The 18,799-nt window shown below is 48.4% G+C and carries 14 protein-coding genes; 2 read left to right on the top strand and 12 right to left on the bottom strand.

Going from position 1 to position 18,799, the window contains the following annotated elements; all coding sequences use genetic code 11:
• Positions 1-35: 35 nt before the first annotated feature.
• The 4 genes from BM200_RS15995 to BM200_RS15980 form a co-directional block, all read right to left on the bottom strand.
• The gene (locus BM200_RS15995) at positions 36-935 is read right to left on the bottom strand and encodes a carbohydrate ABC transporter permease (RefSeq protein ID WP_091187299.1); all 900 of its coding nucleotides are present in this window, start codon (positions 933-935) and stop codon (positions 36-38) included.
• Between the two features lie 69 nt (positions 936-1,004).
• Positions 1,005-1,970, bottom strand: a complete 966-nt coding sequence (locus tag BM200_RS15990; protein WP_091187297.1) for an ABC transporter permease — start codon at positions 1,968-1,970, stop codon at positions 1,005-1,007.
• Between the two features lie 246 nt (positions 1,971-2,216).
• Positions 2,217-4,484, bottom strand: a complete 2,268-nt coding sequence (locus BM200_RS15985; protein WP_091187294.1) for an AraC family transcriptional regulator — start codon at positions 4,482-4,484, stop codon at positions 2,217-2,219.
• Between the two features lie 219 nt (positions 4,485-4,703).
• The gene (locus BM200_RS15980) at positions 4,704-6,677 is read right to left on the bottom strand and encodes an alpha-L-rhamnosidase-related protein (protein ID WP_091187292.1); all 1,974 of its coding nucleotides are present in this window, start codon (positions 6,675-6,677) and stop codon (positions 4,704-4,706) included.
• A 183-nt stretch (positions 6,678-6,860) separates the two neighbouring features.
• Between BM200_RS15980 and BM200_RS15975 the strand changes: the two genes are divergently transcribed.
• On the top strand, positions 6,861-7,724 hold the full coding sequence (locus tag BM200_RS15975; RefSeq protein ID WP_091187289.1) for an AraC family transcriptional regulator: 864 nt from the start codon (positions 6,861-6,863) through the stop codon (positions 7,722-7,724).
• Between the two features lie 148 nt (positions 7,725-7,872).
• Here BM200_RS15975 and BM200_RS15970 read toward each other — a convergent pair whose 3' ends face one another.
• Positions 7,873-9,927 (bottom strand): beta-galactosidase, encoded by a 2,055-nt coding sequence (locus BM200_RS15970; RefSeq protein WP_091187287.1) that lies wholly within the window; start codon positions 9,925-9,927, stop codon positions 7,873-7,875.
• Between the two features lie 119 nt (positions 9,928-10,046).
• Between BM200_RS15970 and BM200_RS15965 the strand changes: the two genes are divergently transcribed.
• The gene (locus tag BM200_RS15965; RefSeq protein WP_091187285.1) at positions 10,047-10,874 is read left to right on the top strand and encodes an AraC family transcriptional regulator; all 828 of its coding nucleotides are present in this window, start codon (positions 10,047-10,049) and stop codon (positions 10,872-10,874) included.
• A gap of 41 nt (positions 10,875-10,915) precedes the next feature.
• Here the strand turns inward: BM200_RS15965 and BM200_RS15960 are convergent, their stop codons facing one another.
• The 7 genes from BM200_RS15960 to BM200_RS15930 form a co-directional block, all read right to left on the bottom strand.
• Positions 10,916-12,517: a response regulator transcription factor gene (locus BM200_RS15960; RefSeq protein ID WP_091187282.1), complete on the bottom strand. Its 1,602-nt coding sequence runs from the start codon at positions 12,515-12,517 to the stop codon at positions 10,916-10,918.
• Between the two features lie 2 nt (positions 12,518-12,519).
• Positions 12,520-14,304 carry a cache domain-containing sensor histidine kinase gene (locus BM200_RS15955; RefSeq protein WP_175532890.1) on the bottom strand — a complete coding sequence of 595 codons (1,785 nt, stop codon included), beginning with the start codon at positions 14,302-14,304 and terminating at the stop codon, positions 12,520-12,522.
• Positions 14,305-14,408: 104 nt separating this feature from the next.
• Positions 14,409-16,079, bottom strand: a complete 1,671-nt coding sequence (locus BM200_RS15950) for a type 2 periplasmic-binding domain-containing protein (protein ID WP_091187278.1) — start codon at positions 16,077-16,079, stop codon at positions 14,409-14,411.
• Between the two features lie 94 nt (positions 16,080-16,173).
• Positions 16,174-17,067 carry a carbohydrate ABC transporter permease gene (locus tag BM200_RS15945; RefSeq protein WP_091187276.1) on the bottom strand — a complete coding sequence of 298 codons (894 nt, stop codon included), beginning with the start codon at positions 17,065-17,067 and terminating at the stop codon, positions 16,174-16,176.
• Positions 17,068-17,070: 3 nt separating this feature from the next.
• On the bottom strand, positions 17,071-17,964 hold the full coding sequence (locus tag BM200_RS15940) for an ABC transporter permease (protein WP_091187274.1): 894 nt from the start codon (positions 17,962-17,964) through the stop codon (positions 17,071-17,073).
• 154 nt (positions 17,965-18,118) lie between these two features.
• The gene (locus BM200_RS15935) at positions 18,119-18,226 is read right to left on the bottom strand and encodes an ATP-binding protein (RefSeq protein ID WP_091187272.1); all 108 of its coding nucleotides are present in this window, start codon (positions 18,224-18,226) and stop codon (positions 18,119-18,121) included.
• 32 nt (positions 18,227-18,258) lie between these two features.
• The gene (locus tag BM200_RS15930) at positions 18,259-18,753 is read right to left on the bottom strand and encodes a VanZ family protein (RefSeq protein WP_091187269.1); all 495 of its coding nucleotides are present in this window, start codon (positions 18,751-18,753) and stop codon (positions 18,259-18,261) included.
• Between the last annotated feature and the right edge of the window lie 46 nt (positions 18,754-18,799).

Genomic DNA, 18,799 nt, shown 5'->3' with positions numbered 1-18,799 from the left:
GCTTGTTCCCCCATTTCATTATTTTCCATTCGAGGTTATTCCTTAACCGCTCCAAGCATAACGCCTTGGACAAAATACTTCTGGATAAACGGATACACGCAAATAATCGGAAGGGTTGCGAATACAACGCATGATGCTTTAAGCACCTCGGGATTACTTAGCGATACCTGTGTAGACTCCAGCTGGAAGCTTTCGCTCGCCTGAATCACAAGGTAATACAGCTTTAGCTGCAGAGGTCTCAGATCAACATTCTGCTTGATGTAGAATAGAGCATCCTGATACGTGTTCCAGCGTCCAACGGCATAGAAGAGGGACAAGGTTGCAATGATGGGTTTGGACAGCGGAATAACGATGCTGACGAGAATGCGGAAATGTCCCGCGCCGTCAATTCGTGCCGACTCCTCCAGACTGTCCGGTATACTGCTCGAAAGCGCGGTCTTCATAATAAGCAGGTTGAATGCGCTAAACGCCGGAGGCAGTATGATCGACCAGATTGTATCCAGCATGCCTAAGTTGTTAATCAGCATGTACTCGGGAATAATGCCGCCGCTGAAGTACAGGGTGAACATAAAGATGAAGGTCAGTACCGTACGTCCCTTAAGCTGCTTGCGGGATAAAGGATACGCCGCACATATGGTGATGATCATCCCAAGAACCGTAAACAGTACGGTAACGAGGACCGACACATACAAAGAGCGAATAATACTGTCATCGGCGAAAATCTTCTCGTAAGCGCCGAGAGTGAACCCTTCCGGCCAGATGAATACTTTGTTGGCAATAACAAAAGCGTCTTCACTTAATGACTTGGATACAACATGCAGGAACGGTAATAAACAGGCCAGCGAGGCGATGAGCAGGGAGAGGTGGATCAGCACATCCCAAATGTCAAAACGCCTTTTGCGATAAACAGCAAGTGTGCTGCCAGATGTTTTCATGATTCACCTCGTATCTTAAAAGAATTGCCGCATGCTTTTTGTGGGAATCCTTACTTCGCAAGCATAGAGCTATAAAAGTCCGTCTTCGCCAAGCTTCTTCGCAATCCGGTCGGCGGCGAGTACGAGCACAAGCCCGATGACAGCCTGGAACAATCCAAGCGCGGTAGCCCGGCTGAAGTTCCCGCTCTCAATCCCCCACCGGTACACCAGTACCGGGATCGTAACCGTATACTCTGTCGTAGCCTTGTTCTGCAGGGCAAACACCCGCTCGAATGAGCCTTCCATCACTTTGCCAAGGTTCATTATAAGCAAGGTTACAATGGTCACGCGGATTGATGGCAGCGTAACATTCCATACCTTTCGCCAGCGCCCTGCGCCATCCACGATGGCTGCTTCGTACATTTCCGGGTTAATGCTGCTGATTGAAGCGAGGTAGATGATGGTTCCCCATCCCATGCTCTGCCAGACGCCGATGGCCAGATAACTAATCAGCCAATGAGTATCTTCCTGAAGGAACGGAATCCGGTCGCCGCCCATCATGGCAATGAGATTATTGATCGCGCCATTACTCTCGCTGAGCAGCTGGTAAGCAATTGCACCGATAATAATCCAGGACAGAAAATGCGGCAGGTATAGCAGGGTTTGATTAATACGCTTGAACCTTACGCTTCTGATCTCATTAAGCAGCAGCGCAAGCACGATTGGCATCGTAAAGCTGAACAGCAGGTCAAGACCGTTTAGCATTATCGTGTTGCGGACGGCACGGCCAAAGTCATGCTTGGCGAATATTTCTCTGAAAATTTCAAAGCCTGCCCACTCGCTGCCCCAGAACCCTTTTGCAATTTTATAGTTTTTAAATGCAAGGATGAGCCCGGACATCGGTGCGTATTTGAAGACCAGTACAAAAGCGAGCGGAATCATTAGAAGCAAATAAAGCTGCCAGTCCCGCCGGAGGTAATGTATCATTCCGCGTCTATCTAATCCGATATTTTTTAAAGCGGTTTCATTTTGGCGTGAAGCGCTTTCAATTTTCACATTCTCACCCCCTCAGCGATTAACGTCCCCCGGTCTATTGTTGGCACTAGACATTGTCCGTTGGCTGACCTCATCATACCCCCGCCATTTCCAATCGGTAAATCTTGAGTAATGATTCTTCCTGTCATTTTTGATTGTTAATGGCTCATTTTCCCCATTCCTCCGCGAATCATAATCAATTCTGATAGGTATGAGCAAAAATAAAAGCTGTCTTCCGACAGCTCTGTTCCTTGCTATTAAAGTTCTTTACGAGGTCTTGGATCTTGATGTCTTATAGCTGCTTGGAGGCATTCCTTCGTACTTGCGGAAAAACCGGTTAAAGCTCTGGACGTTGTAATAACCGACTTCGGAAGCAATTTGTGTTATCGTCATTTTTGAATCCACGAGCAGCAGCTTTGCCTTCTCGATCCGCAATTGATTCGTATAATCAATCAAGCTTTTGCCGGTTAATTCAAAGACGATCTTACGCATATAGGAATAACTGATCCCAATCTCCTTCGCCATCTCTTCGAATACAATTTCCTTGCAGAAATTTTCCTCCAGATAACGAATAATCCGCTCGCCGTGATTTGCTTCTCCCGTATTTCGTTCCAGATGCTGAATGATCTCTTTGAAGAAGTCATGAAGATAATTCTCCAGTTCATCCAGCGTGTCAGTGGAAGCAATAGCGGAATAAATATTGCCCCGGCCCGCAAAGATTCGAGACGTGCTGATATTGTTTTCCCTAAGATGCTTGATTGTGACGCCAATGATCTGATTATAGATGAACAAGATATTATCGTAAGAGATCGATTCATCGGAAATGATATCCTTGCGGACCGTATCCAGCTCCGCAAGAATACTGTCCAGATCTGCGCGCTCCAGAAAATTAACGATCCGCCGCTCGCTATTTGTCGGGTATATATATTTTTTGCTGCGTTCGGCTTCCGGCTTCCAATGGAAAATACATCCGCTTCCTTTGATCATGCGGTGCTTGATCGCTTCCGTTGCTTCCGCCACCCGTTCGGGCATGCTGTCTCCAAACTCCGTCTGGCTGCTTACGCCTGTCGTCACGGAGTGACCCAGCAAATCAAGTGCGGTATCCCTGATTTGAACAAGAGTTCCTCTCAATTGAGTCAAACCATTCTCCAGCTCTTCTTGTCCATAATTCATAATAAATACAAAGCAGCCATCCCCTTGGTAAATCCCCCTTGCATAGATTCCCTCCGGGAACAGGCTCTCGCATTTCGAGAGCAGAAGATAGCGGTTATAGCTTCGGGTCTCCGGGTTGTTCTTGCTTACATACCTCCTGAAACGATCGATGGAGACAACCGCAACGGTGTAGTAGCGTTCAGGGAACATCTCCGCGATCTGTTTCTTCACATCGCCGCGCAGCAAATGATGGATCGACAAGCTCCGGGTATCCTGCTCTCGTTCCTGGAGCAGTGTGTGCAGCCCTTCCTCTTCCTCCTGCATCCGTCTGAACGCTGACTCCAGGAAGGCCAATTCGTTCTTGTTCGTGCTGCCGAGACCGCTGCGTTCCCGCATGGTTCGGACGAGCTTCCGCACCGGTTGGGATAACCAGGTGGCAAGCAGAACGGCAAGGATAGTGCCTGCAATAATAATCATTCCCGTAATAAAAATAATGCTCCGCTGCAGGTTAAACGTCTTCGTCATCAATTGATCCATGGAATAGACGTTAATATTCCACCATCCGAGTTGATCCGAACGCGACCAGGTATAGAGCAGCCGCTCTCCTTCAAGCACATGGAAGGCATGGCCTTCTCTTGCCGGCTCGTTCAGGATTTGCTTGATATAAGGCTGTTCATAGCCGTCAGTGAGAATCAAAGACTTATCATTATGCGAAATAATAGTACCGTCCGATTTCAGGAGCATGAATCCTTCGGCCCCCGGTTCCGACGAGCTTAGGTAATTGGCGATCTGGCTTTCGCTCAAATTAACGACGATAGTCCCGCGCGTTGTCGTTGACAAGCGATTCAGTGGCAATAGGTAGGAGACAACCTGATCCCCGGATTCCAATTGACGGGGATACCATACCCCACCAATCCCTCTCCGCCCTTCAAGCGCCTTCTCCATCCAGTCAACCGGTTCATACCGGTCCAGCTTTGTAATTCCCCGGTCGGTCGATACAACATAATCGGCTCCATCAAGCAGGAAGTAGGTGGAGTTTACGCCATCCACGCGGTGATTAAGGCTGACGAGCTCATTAAGTACCTGGAGTGCGCTGCTGACATCACTATAATCGGAGTTAAGCTCCGAGTACGTCTGGAAGCTTCGGATCCGGTCGAAAATATTCGTTCCGGCCAGCTGCACCGCATCCTGCGACAGATTACTCAGAGCGTTCTCGTTAAGCTCGCGGTTCGCGCGAAGTCCCGCAAGCGAGGTATCCGCAATGGCGCTTTCTGAGTACCCCACAATTTGCGTACCGCTATACCATGTCAGAATGGCAGTCGGAATAGCCATGACACAAATCAGGGTCAACATCAGCTGAAGCATCATGGGAAATCGTTTCATCCGCCGGTCCTCCTATCGTCTATCAGGATCGCTATGGAGTTGCACTAATGTTAATAATGAAAGCGCTTTAATTTTATTTCGTTAATTGTCCCTAACCAGATTCATATTGGATAATTATACACTATAAAGAATCGCTGGGTCTATTTCCCTATTTGATTTTATAGATTATAAAATGAAAATAAGCCGGCAAGTTTAATCTGGCCGGCTTACGCATGTTTTCTATTTCAGGGTTAGGTTAAAAGGAATATCCTTCAGCAGAGGATACTCCAGTCCGTTCATTCGAACGGTACCACCAGCCCGATCGGATATAACCTCCAGTACTTCTTGCGTCAGCGCAACAGTAACCGTTCCCCCGTTTACAGGAATGGTTCCTTTTAACCATTCCAAACCGCCATGCTGCGGCTCAATGGCGAAGGTCTCGTAGCCTGCCGACGTTGGATAAACGCCAAAGTAATACCGTCCCAATAAATAAATGGGACTTGCTCCCCACGCATGGCATAAGCTTTTGCCGTAACGGTCGCCGTACATGCCCAATCGCTCAGGACCGGTAATGTCAGGGTTATATTCCTCCCAGAAGGTCGTCGCATCCAGCTGTATCATGCCGCCCCAATAACTTTGAATTTGCGCTGAGACATAATCCAACCGTCCGATCCTGCACATGACCTCGAGTTCATAAAACTTGAAGTACGGCGTGCTGATCCGGGGAACCTCGTCATTGAGAAGAACATTGGTGATAATGCTCTCCCGCTGCTCGTTGTCCGCAAACTCCCATAACAACGCAAATATATTCGCATGCCGCGTGACATTGCGTTTCCCGGATTCGAAACTGTCGATGTACGCTCCCAGCTCTTCATCCCAGAAGCACTCATCAATCCGGCTCTTTAACTGCTTGTAACTTGCCAAATAACGTTCTTCGCCAGCGCCCAGCAGCTCTCCGCAAGCCCATGCGGCCTTTAAGCTTTCCGCATACAGCATTTGCTCGGCGCAGACTGCGCCGGTCTTATCGATTTCCGCCCAGTCGATGAATACCCAATCTCCCTCTCTGCCGCGGATAAACCCGTCTTCATCTGTTCGAGAGATGCAATACTCCATCATGGACTTCATTCGTGGATAGATGAAGGCAACAAAATCGATGTCCCTCGTTGTTTGATAATAATCATAAATACTCATGACCCAGTAGAAGGAGTAATCCATGATCGTATTAATATGTCTGACGATAGGGTCCTTGCCGCGAAGGGCAATAATCGTCCGCTTCGTAATCTCCGGGTCGAAATAAATATAGTTATTAATCAGATAGCTCTGGTATGCGTCACCCGACCATACCCAGCGATCCCGCTTGATTCCGTCCAGAAAGAACTCCCGGCTGTTGAGGTGAAGGGTATATTCGGCCATCTCCCAGATCCGGTTGATCTGATCATTCGAGCAGGTGAACGTTCCTTTTTGCTCAAGCGGCAAATATTCATACGAAGCAGTAAGCTCAAACTGCCCCTTCTCCGCCCCTTGTACAAATAAATACCGGAATGCTCGGGCAGGGCAGCGATAGGAATCGTTACCGGCCGGAACCGTGTCTATCAGAATACTATGTTCCGTATCCAATGCTTCTTCTATCGATTCGCCATAATTAAGATGGATATCGCCAGCGGCTTGAATGTTCTCGAACGCTAGTTGGGCAAAGGTTTCTTTTCCGTAATCATACAGCAGTCCGTTTTCTCTTTGCTCAATGGATACAGGCTGGATTTCCTCATACTGAAAGAAGAATACTTTAGGATCATCTTCTTTATTCCGGTACAACCCGTTGCAGCCGGCGGGCAGCCAATCGATGCTGTAATCATTTGCCTCCCAGGTCGAATTGCTGGCACACTGCACTCCGTCCACAAAGATACAAGGCAAGCCGTCTGTTCGTGCCACACTAATCTCGAGCTTATGGCTGCCGGATGTGAGGGGGATCGGCTTTCCAAAAGGATACTTGATTCCGTCCACCCAAGCATGTCCGACGCCATGGGCATACACCGTAATTTCTTCAGGATGATCGCAAAGGACTTCTTTACGGAAACGAACATTATGATAGCAGTCGTCGAGCCGCCAGAAAGCAGGCCATTGATGATAACGTTCTTCCCGCCGGGTATTGAGCAGCAAATGATGATAAATCTCGAAATCTCCCGGGTACCAAATCCATTCTGGGGTTTGCAGCATCTTCTTCTCATCCTTTCACAGCTCTGTAAAAAAACGGAGGCAATAACCAGTCATTATGCTTCCATTATATCGGCTTCACAAGCATATCTTCCGGTCGAAAAGGACATTTTACCCCTGTTATCATGACATCACGACAATGGCCGCGTTATACTAATCGTATATCAATGTGCGAGGAATGAGAGGATGAACCGTACACACGAGGTATTTGAGCGCCAATATTTTTTGCAAGAAAATCTGCATATGCTGGTCAACCGGTTTACGGAAGACTTTCTGGTCCCCTACCATGCTCATGATTTCATTGAGTTTTGTTACGTAGCCGAAGGGAATGGCTTTCATCATATCGGACAGGAGACATTTCCCATTCACAAAGGACTGTTATTTGTCATTCCGATTGGAGTAGCTCATGTGTTCAGACCCGCTTCATCGGAACGGTCCAGTAAGCAGCCCGTCGTCTATAATTGCCTATTTGATCCCCATTTGGCGGATCAGCTGTCAATCTTTCAAGAACTGCCTATCCAGGAGCACTTGTCTTCTCTGACGAACAACGCCTCATCGTACTATTCCGTCTTTGATCGGGACGGGTCAATCGAGAGCCTGATGCTGCAGCTTCATCAGGAAATGTCGGCTAACAAGCTTGGTTCCAAAACAATGCTGTATGCCTTGCTGAATCAACTCATCGTTACGGTTTATAGACGTAAATTCGAAGCTCAAGAAGATGAGCGAAATGAATCTGCAGGGTTCCATCTGGTCATTGATTATCTGGAGCACAACTTCAATAAAGCCGTGACGCTGTCCGAGCTGTCCCATGTATCGGGATGGAGCTCGAGACAGCTTCAACGGCTCTTCTTGAAGCATACGGGACAATCCTATGGAGCTTATCTTCAAAGTCTTCGCATTCGGAAAAGCTGTGAGCTCCTGCGAGGAAGCAGTCAAAAGATTGCCATCATTGCCGAGCTTGTTGGTTACGCAAGCATCGACTCGTTCAACAGCACATTTAAAAAGAACGTAGGGCTTACCCCTACGGAATACCGGAAGTCTTCGTTGTAAATTAAACCAGTAAACGATGGACTGCGCATTTCAAATGTTCTTCCGAGCGCTGTTGCTCCGGGATTACTTGATTGAATAAGCGAAGGTTGGAATCCCCGAGCAAAGGCGAAATCTAAACTTACACGGCCATTGGGCTGCCGCTGTTTGTTTATTTTTCCAGCTTGATGATTTGCACATCATAGCCTGCAAGCTCTGTGCTGCCACCTTGGACAGGAACATCTGTCAGCAGGTTAATACCGGAATGTTCGCCAAGCTCCACCGTAACAGAATCGGCTTTGTGATTAAGGATAAACAAGTAATCCTGGCCGTCTTTGGATCGGATTGTCGTTTCCACGCCTTCAGGCGTTGCAGGTACGAGAGGTTTGATGCCGCGGGATGCGCATAGCTGAGGCAGCCACTCCTGCAGGAATTCCGCTTCCGGACTTGTAGCCAAGTACCATGCCTCGCCTGCGCCAAACTTGTTGACGGTAAGGGCCGGCATGCCGCGATAGAAGTCATCGCCGTATACCGCTTTCACTTCGGCGCCTTCCGAGTGGATTAGATCGCAGATCATCCCGCACTCATATTCCGGCTTCGAACCAAGCGCGTTATCCGACAGCACAATCCGGTTGCGCTGGGTTGGAAGCAAGGCATCGATCTCTTCCGCCCAGATACCAAACAACTTACGGAGCTCGCCAGGATAACCGCCCAGCGTAACGAGGTCAGTCTCGTTAACAATACCGCTGAAGTAAGTCGAAATGACCGAACCGCCAGCTTCAACGAATTTCTCAAGCTTAGCTGCAACTCCCTGCTTCACCATATACATTACTGGCGCGATGACAAGATCATAATCGCTGAGGTCCGCTTCCACGCTGACGACATCGGCCGCAATTCCCGCCCGGTAAAGCGCATCGTAGAACTTGTGAGCTTCGGTTACATATTTGAGGGCAATCGTTGGACCGCTGGACATTTCAATAGCCCACCAGTTTTCCCAGTCAAACAGAATCGCTACTTTCGCTTTCATTCTGGAGTCCAGGAGCTTGTCGCCGAGCTTTCCAAGCTCTGCACCAAGCTCCGCGCATTCGCGGAATACGCGGGTATGCTCATGCCCGACATGCTCAATCACGGCACCATGATACTTCTCGCAAGCCCCAACCGAACGGCGCAGCTGAAAGAACAGGACGGTATCCGCACCGCGGGCCACCGCCTGATAGCTCCATAACCGCATAACGCCAGGACGCTTAAGCGAGTTGTAGGGCTGCCAGTTCTGCTGGCTTGGCGTCTGCTCCATCAGCATAAACGGCTGACCGGCCTTCAGACCGCGCATCAGATCATGCATCATAGCCGTATAGCTATGCGGCGTATCAAACCTTGGGTAGTTATCCCAGGATACAACGTCCATGTGCTTCGCCCATTTATGATAATCGAGCTTCTTGAAAGCCCCCATCAGATTGGTCGTAACCGGAATTTCCGGTGTATGCTTCTTGACCGCTTCATACTCGAGCTTATAGCAATCGAGCAGGCTGTCGGAATGGAATCGCATGTAATCCAGCGAGAGACCTTGGAAGTTCGTCTCCGTCCGGCCGTTCGCGCCGTGCCATTCCTCGCTGCGGCCGCTTGGCAGAACGATATCTTCAAAGTCATAGAAAATATGACCCCAGAAAGCCGTATTCCACGCGCGGTTTACCGCTTCGATCGTACCGTATCGTTCCTTCAGCCATACCCGGAATGCTGCTTCGCAGTTGTCGCAATAGCAATTGCCCGCACCGCCGTATTCGTTGTTAATATGCCAAATAAGCAAAGCCGGATGATCCTTGTACCTCTCAGCCAGCTTCTCTGCCATGCGCACCGAATACTTGCGGAAGGTTGGGCTGTTCGGGCAAGAGTTATGGCGTCCGCCAAACTTGCGTTTGTTGCCGTTGAAATCCACTTGCAGGACATCCGGGTATTTGCGCGCCATCCAAGCCGGATGCGCAGCTGTACTTGTTGCGAGACAAACGCCAACGCCGTCCGCATGAAGCTTGTCCATCATTTCATCGAGCCAGCCGAAATCATACGAATCCTCATCGGGCTGATTTTTCGCCCATGCGAATACGTTCAGCGTGGCCACATCGATTCCGGCAAGCTTGAACATGCGCAAATCCTCGTCCCACACATCCTTCTCCCATTGATCCGGATTGTAATCTCCGCCGTACCAAATCTTTGGCTTCTTCTCATTTATCATCTTGTCACACCTCTATTGTATATGATAAAACTGCATTAGCTTCTTTTATTGTAAGCCTTAACATTATCGCATCCCATATAAAATAAACGATCTGGCATATAAAAATATGGAGGTTCATTATGATGAGACGCGTCGTTCCCGCATTCCCTTCGGAACCGCTTCCTTTACAGCTGGAGACGATCGGCTTTAATCCCGATCAAGAGACATTGGACCGGCCGGACGGCTACCCCTATTTTCATTGGCTGCAGACGCTTGAAGGTGAAGGCGAGCTGACGGTAAACGGTCAGCTTTGGAAAATGACAGAGAGATCAGGCGTTCTTCTTGCTCCCGGTACCGCACATCGATACGAAGCAAAAAACGGATGGTGGCAGACCGGCTATATTACGTTTCAAGGCAGCCTGGCTGCAAGTATTGTGCAATCATTCGGCTGGAGCAGCGCCGAACGCTTTCAATGGGAAGCCGGCAGCGACCGGATTCCCGAACAGCTTTACAGCATGCTGGCGTTCGCCGAAACGGGAAGTGACCCGTCCGGCTGGCAGTCCTCGGCTGCATTATACCAATTCCTTACTCTCCTCCGGACAGACGCGCGAACTGCTAACCGGCCTTCCATGTCCAAACGGCTGGAGCGGATACAAGTCCTGCTGGACTGGCTGGAGCATGAATTCGCCAATCCGGAGATTGGACTTGCTGATATGGCATCGCAGCTTGGCATCGGCGAACGGCAGCTCAACGAAAGATTCCGCGAGCTGTTTGGCCAAACCGCGTACTCCTATCTCATTCAGCTGAGGATTCGGAAGGCGAAGGAATGGCTGCCTTCCCGGCCGGATTGGACCGTGCGCCGAATTGGAGAGGCGGTTGGATTCCGTGATGCTAGCCACTTCGTATCCACATTTCGCCAGAAGGAAGGCATGACGCCGGAGACTTACCGGAAGCTGTACGGAACTTAAGAAAAAAAAGAGCGGATAGATTCCGCTCCTGCAAAAAAATATTAAACATAAAACCGGTCGCGATATTCCTGTGGTGTACAACCTTCGTTTTTCTTGAATTGATAGGTAAAATAAGCCGGCGTTTGAAACCCTACCCGTTCTGCCACTTCATATATCTTAATCGAAGGATCCTGCAGCATTTCCTTCGCCTTTTTCATTCTCAGGTTTTTCACAAAATCGGAAATCGTCAGTCCCGTTTCTTTCTTGAACAATACGCTTAAGTGTCCAGCGCTGAGATGAAACCGGTCAGCGAGCTGCTTTACGGTCATGCTGTTGGACAGTTGGTCTTCCATATAAGAAACGATACGGCTGATCAAATGATGCTGCTGGAGCGTGCGTTCTTTCCTCACAAGCATCACAGCCGAACGAATATAATCGATAACAATGTCCTTCATCATATCGGTTGTTTTACAGTCGAGCAGCCGGTGCCAGGCACGCTTGTTCAGAAAATTAATCTCCTCTGTATCCTGCCATACTTTACGCGAAAGTTCGCCGAGCAGACTTATGCTGAGAGACTGAATATAAGCGAGGGTATGGCCTCTCCTCTCCAAATCCTTAAAGGACTGTTCGACTTTATCGACTAACAGAACGGGATCGTCACTTTCAGCCAGCATTAACAATTGGGGCAGCATATTCTCATGCATTCGGAAATCCTCAAAAGCCTTTTGCTCTGTACTCCCCACATAGACAAGCTGCCCGCTCCCGCTCTGCCTGGCATCGGCGATCGTAAAATTCACTTCCCTGAAAATCTGATTCAATTCCCGCCAGTCAAAGCCCGGGCGGCTGATGCCAACCGTAACCGATACCCCATTGCTGTTGTGCATATATTCCTGGACAAATTTCATTTGTTTGTCGATACTGCTTCTTTTATCTATAGGCGGATTAACAAGAATAACCACAACCTGGTCCGGTCTAACCTTCGAGACCAGAAGGTTGCCAAAATCTTGCAAAGCCACTGAAGCAGATTGCAGTAGAGCTGAACCAAGCATTAGCTTGCTCTGGGCATTGCCGGCAGCAGAATCCGAATAGTTATCGAGGACAGCCGTAATTAATTGGATTCCCTCCGTTGGCCGGTTCGGCAAATTGAGCAGCTGACACCAGGAGCGCAAGGCTTCCTCCTCCATCGGCTCTTCCTCCAGAATATCGAAGATAAACGTATCCTTCAGCATTCCCTGGCTGTCCGAGACTATTTCCTTGAGCTTTACGGTCTGTTCATTGATTTGGGTTATACTCTCAATCGTTTGCCTGAAAGCCGTCAGTTTACGTTCTATCTCAGATAATTTGAGAGGCTTGAGCACATATCCCTTTGCCCCTACTTCAATCGCTTCCTGCGCAAATTCGAATTCATTATACCCGCTAATAACCAGAATCTGAATGTCCGGATGAATCAATTTGGCTTCAGCAGCAAGCTCAATGCCGTTCATACCGGGCATCGATACATCGGTTATCAGCACATCGATTCGACCCGCTTCAAGAATAGGTATCGCCTCTTCACCTGACTCCGCTGTGAGCGGGGTCGTGTAACCAAGCTTAGTCCAAGGAATATGCTTAACCAATCCATGAACATGTGACGGCTCGTCATCTACAATAAGTGCTTGCAGCAAGATTATCCCTCCCGTTGAATATGAGGCTTATGCGTATAGACAGGCATTGTGATCGTAATGACCGTTCCAATCTCAGGGTTACTCTCGACATTTAAGGAGCCGGTGTCGCCAAAATACATATGAAGACGTTCTCTAATGTTTAACAATCCAAACCCGTTGCCTTTACCCGCTTTTTTTCCATTCCGGATAAAGGCCAGCGTCTCGGCATCCATCCCGACACCATTGTCTCTGACTTCATATTGAACCTGATTATTTAATCGTTGAATACGAATTGCGATATTAGCATGAGGCCGGGTAAAAATCTTGCCGTGAATATAAGAATTCTCAACGATAGGCTGCAAAATCAGCTTGATCGAGTAGAGTTCCAGCACATCCTCGTCAATCTCCCAATCGATACGGACACGATCCGGATAGCGCAGCTGCTGGATATCCAGATAAGCCTTCACATGCTCCAGTTCTTTATGAATAAGCGTCACATTAGACGTATTGTCAAGGGCGAACCGGTAAAAGGTCGTCAACGCTTCAATCGTCTCTACCTGAGTCTGATCTCCTTGATCAAGAGCACGCCATTGAAGCAAACTAAGCGAATTATAAATAAAGTGCGGATTGATCTGAGCTTGGAGTGCCCGGAATGAAGATTCCTTCTCTTGTAATTTGGCGCTGCTTAGCATTTCAATAACAGAGCCCAGCTTACCCGTCATCTGGTTAAACATCATCTCCAGATCCCCAAGCTCGTCTCTGCTCCTGCTTTGTACGGTTACGTCAAAATCCCCTTCGGCTATATCACTCATCCGGTGACCCAGCTTATGAATACGGAAAACAACGTTTTTCAGAACGATCATAACCAGAAACATGGAGAAAAACAGGAAAAAGACCGTGATCGCAACAATACTGTACACAATTAAGGCGGATTGCTTCTCCATTTGACGCATTTGGATAAGCGCGGCGACCTTCCACTCGCCATTGATGTGACGAACCGTAAAATATTCGCCGTTATTGGTCAGGCTCTCGGCCCCGCCAACGCTCGCCCAAAGCCCGGACAGCGATGTCGCTTCAACCGGCTGGCCGATCAGTGAACGATCTGAGGCAGCGATAATCCGGTCATTTTCATCTAATAAATACAGACTGCCTGAGCCTTTGAAAGGGCGGTCCATCAGCTCGCCAAATACGCTGTTATAATCGAGAAGCATATAAATGGCACCATAGCTATAGCCCGTAGCGTTCGTAATTTTTCGGGAAACCGCAAGCTGTGCGTGTTCACCGGGTGCATCAGACCATTGCAGGGCAATGGGCGAAGCCATTACGCTTTCATACCAGGACTTCTCATCGGTATGATTTAACGGTCTGTCAGACGGTTTCCATAACAATCCTCCATCCTCCGTAAGCGTCTCATTGTCATGATAAATCCGAAAGTTTTCAATACCGGGCAAATAGCGGCTCATCACCTGAAAAGAACGATCAATGTAATTCACCGATTCGAGCTGTTCATTCCAACTCGCATAGGTCCGGCTCAGCCTGGAAATAAGCTCTCCGTCCGTTCCCGTCCGGTTCGCAAGAAGATCGTAGCTCTGCTTGCGGAACTCAACGCTCTGCGTCGTCTGACGAACGGCTTCATTAATGGTGACGATATAATTGTCCCTGACGTTTTGAAGGGCCAAATATCCTGCGCCAACTCCTAAAATAATCGTAGGAATAACCACGATTAGTCCGTAGAGCAGAACAATTTTGCCGCGCAGACTCATCTTACGGGTCAATCGGATCGTATTTCTCTCAATCCAGCGTCGCATCAGGCATTTCTCCCATTCTTTGCCCGGAATCTGTAATCGGCCGGGAAACTGCAAAGGGAGCATCCCCGTAATAGGGCTGCTCCTCGATATGCGTTTATCTTGTCTTATTTCGTGCTCATTGCTTGATATAACTCATTCCATTCTGCCTTAAGCTCGCTCCAATGGCCCCGTTTCTCAAGGGCAGAAGTAAATTCCGTCCATGCTTTCTCGAATTGGGCATCGTCCTTCGCCATAAGCAGCTTCGCGCGATACTCTTTATATACGGTGGTCAGCTCAGGCGCGTATTTCTCCCAAGCGCCGCCCGCTTTTGCTTTTACCATATCATAATTTTCCGCGACGCGAGTAGCTCCCATCTTGGCAATGTCTTGAGAGAACTCCCCTGTCTTGGCACCGCCGGCATGAAATTGCTCGCTGGTCCACCAAGCATACCATTCATTGCTGTAGTTCGAAGTCATATAGAGCTCCGGCGTCACTTGCGCTTTCTTGGCCTGATCGCCCGAGTTGCGCAGCGCTTTGTAGTTCTCATCCGTAAATGTCCACTTGCCGTAAGGTTGATCCACCCAGTCCCAGTACTTGCCTACCGGTCCTTCATTCACAACCATGTTCTGCTCCGGCTTTGGTGTTAAGGTATAATCATAGAACTTAAGAATCGCATCAAGGTTTTTCGTATTTTTACTGATATACGTGTCATATCCCGGATAAGGGTTAATGATTTGCGTAGCACCTGGCCCGCTCACGCCTTCAATCTGCGGGAAAGGAATCGGTTTGTAGAACCAGCCTGGTGCTGTCGGGCCATCCAGCTGCTCCCATAAGGAAGCGTCAAAATTCCAGAAGCTGCCGATGTTCATGGCATAACGGCCATTTTTGTTCTTCTCGATGTAGCGTTCACTCTTATCGGTTAATGCCTCCGGATCAACGAGCTTGTCACGATATAGACTGTTCATCCACTTGTAAGCAGCTTTGAAGCCTGGATTGTCATACATAAAGACAAAGTTGTCGCCATCTTGTTTCACCGGAGTAACACCGCCAGCCGATGCAACCGTCACGCCGAATGCAGCCAGGACCGCATTCTCATCGTTCTTATCCGTAAGAATACCTAGAGGCAGCATGCTCTTGCCTGACTCATCCTTAAGCTCCGCTGCTTTCTTCAGATAAGTCTCTACGCCATCAAGGGTACTAAGATCTTTCTCCGTCATTCCAACCTTCTCCAGAATATCCGTCCGGATAAACCATGCACTGGATGACCAGCCTGGCCATGGCTCGGAAGGGTCGATATCGAAGTAAGAAGGAATCGACCAAATATGTCCGTCCGCGTCTTTCATCTGCTCCAAATATTCCTTCGGAATGGCTGCCAGACTTGGATATTTATCCGGCATATTAAAGTACTGCTCAAGAGGCTGGAGCAGGTTAGAGCGCTTCATGGCATCGTCAATAACCTGGCTGCGTCCGAAGATAGCCGCGTCATCAAAGCCTCCCGTATTAAGCTTCAGGTTAAGCGCTGTCAAAACATCGCCCTGCGTCGCTTCAAGCTGAACGTCTACACCAGGCTCCTCTGTTTTCCAATACTGCTGAACCAGACTGTCATTATTAACCGTTGCCGTCCAGCCCAGCCAAAGCTTGAACTTGCCTCCGTTGTCCGTCATTGTCGTATTTGTAGAGTTAGCCGGTTTATCCGTGTTATTCTGATCTGCATTGCTATTGCCGGAGCAGCCTGCGGTAATACTTAAAGTGGCCGCCAAGGTTAGAGCTGCGATACTGCTTTTTTTCATTTTCATGCTTTTTTCCTCCCCTTGTTTATATGAATCAATCAATTGGTATATGGTAGATCAATTATACCCAAGTTGAAAAGTCTTAGAATTCGAGAGCAAGTCAGCCTTTGACCGAACCAATCAAAACGCCTTTGGCGAAATACTTCTGCAGGAACGGATAAATCGCGAGAATCGGAAGCGCGCTGATCATAACCGTAGCCATCTTAACCGACATCAGCGTAATATTATCCATCGAGCTCCGTGCCAACGCTTCCTGATTTTGATTCGAGCTCATGATCGCAGACAAATCTTGTGCTGTCAGCAGCTGCTGCAGGAAGGTTTGAACCGGAATCAGATTCTGGCTGGTCACATAGAAGGCTCCCGAGAACCAGTCATTCCAATGACCAACAGCCGTAAAGAGTCCAAGAGCGGCAAGCATCGGCTTCGACAGCGGCACGACAATCTGAATCAGAATCCGAACGGGGCCGGCGCCGTCCAGCTCGGCAGACTCGAACAACGCTTCGGGAATGCCTTGTATAAACTTTTGCATAACAAACATATTCCACGCTGAGAAGAGCCCCGGGATGACATACACCCAAAACGTATTGGTCAGTCCAAGTTTAAACAATTGAATGTAGAAGGGAATGAGTCCCCCGCTAAACAGCATGGTCAAGAGAATATAAGTTAAGATGCCGTTACGGAACGGAAGACGTTTATAAGATAATCCGTAAGCGGCCGCAAGGGTAATAGCAAGTCCGCCGATTGTACCCACAACCGTTCTTGCAATGGTAATCAAATAAGCATGGCGGATGACCTGATTACCAAGAACAATTTCATAGTTAATCCAGGTAAATGACCGCGGCCAGAGATAAACACCGCCCTTTGCGGCATCTGCCCCGGTATTAAGCGAGATCGCCAGCATATAAACAAATGGATATATAATGGAAACGCACATTAGTAATAGGAGGATTACGATAATTCCTTGTCCGATTCGTTCCAGTGCCGTTGCTTTCATCTGTCACCACAGCCCCTCACCGTTGATTTTCTTGGAGAATGCGTTCGTCGTCACGACGAGCAGGAGACTAATGAGCGATGACACTAGACCAACCGCAGTTGCCATTCCGAAATATCCTTGCTGTAGCCCATTACGAAGCACATAGGTATCGAGAACATCGGCCACTTCCTGGTTTGCCGAATTCATCATCGGATAGATCTGATCCATCCCCACCGTAATTAAACTCGGTATGCTCAGGATCAGGACAATCGATATCGTTGGCAGAATGCCCGGAAATGTAATATGCCGCATCTGTGCAAACTTCCCTGCTCCTTCAACCTTCGCCGCTTCATAAAGCTGCGGATCAATGGTGGAGATTGCCGCTAGGTAGAGAATGGTGTTCCAACCCACCTCTTTCCATAGTCCGCTGGATACAATCATGGGTCGGAACCATTCATTCGTGCCAAGGAAGAAGATGGGCTCTCCGCCAGCGCGTCCAATGAGGTCATTCACAAGTCCGCCGTCTAGCGTTAAGAAAGATTGCAGGATATAAGCCACCACTATCCACGAGAAGAAATGCGGCAGATAGCTGACCGATTGCACGAATTTTTTGAAGAACGGATGCGTTACTTCATTAATCATAAGTGCGAGGAGAATCGGCATCGGGAAACCAAAGACAAATTTCAAAACCGAAATATAAAGGGTGTTCTGAACTACCTTCCAGAATTGCGGCTCATGAACAAACGAGAAATTATCAAATCCAGTCCAGCTGCTGTCCCAGATCGATGTGCCGATGGAGAAGTTTTTGAACGCAATCTGAATGCCCAGCATCGGAATATAGTTGAATAGAAACAGCAGCACAACCGCGGGCAAAATCATCAGGTATTGCCAGCGGTATTTATACATCTTCGCTATCATGGATGTCCTCCTCCTTATCTACACCTTCATTCTACCGGCAGCGCAAAAAGGGAGAAACGTAACAACGATTAGATTTCTATCGATTTGAGAAGATGTTTACAACGTCTATAACAAAAACAAGCAGCGCGAAGACGCTGCTTGTTCCCTTTACTCCTTATCTCTCATCCGGAATTCGCACCGTGAACGTTGTGCCTTCCCGGGGTCTGCTCTCTGCCTCTATCGTTCCTCCATGCAGCAGTACAATCTTCTGCGTAATCGACAAGCCGCTTAAGAAAACAGCCCTGGCTCAAGTCTTTAGACTTGTGCAAGGGCTGTTTCTCTGCGAATAACAAACAGAATCCACCATCCTAACAGCCCGCCGAGACCGTTCAGAATAAGATCATCGACATCAAAGCTGCCCATAGCGAAGATGAACTGCGAGCATTCCAATGCCAGGCTTATGCCAAAAGATAATGTGACCGCGCCAAGAAAGGAGATGGTTGTACTATGTTTCGTCCATAGGCCAACAAGAATTCCGCAAGGCAGGAATATGGCAATATTACCAAAGAAATTAATCTGGTCATTACGATCCGACAGCCGGTGAAGGTTTTGTGAGATCGATTCGAAAGGTGTAAAATTAGCCCGCTGCAGCCCGTATTGCATATATTCGGGATATTCTAACGTCCAGTGAAGCTGCTGCCATAGATGCGCTATGTTAACCGAACCGAACTTAAATAAGATCACCTTGAGCAAAAGGTATAGATAAAATAAAAAGAGAACCGATAGGATGCTTCCTTTTGTGTACTTCATTCTTGATCCCTGCCTTTCTGATAAGCCAGTTGCTTGACTTATTCAG

Origin of the sequence: Paenibacillus catalpae (assembly GCF_900112695.1) — a bacterium.
Taxonomy (GTDB): domain Bacteria; phylum Bacillota; class Bacilli; order Paenibacillales; family Paenibacillaceae; genus Pristimantibacillus; species Pristimantibacillus catalpae.
The sequence above is the reverse complement of the archived record's forward strand: the minus strand, read 5'-3'. Positions and strand labels throughout refer to the sequence as shown.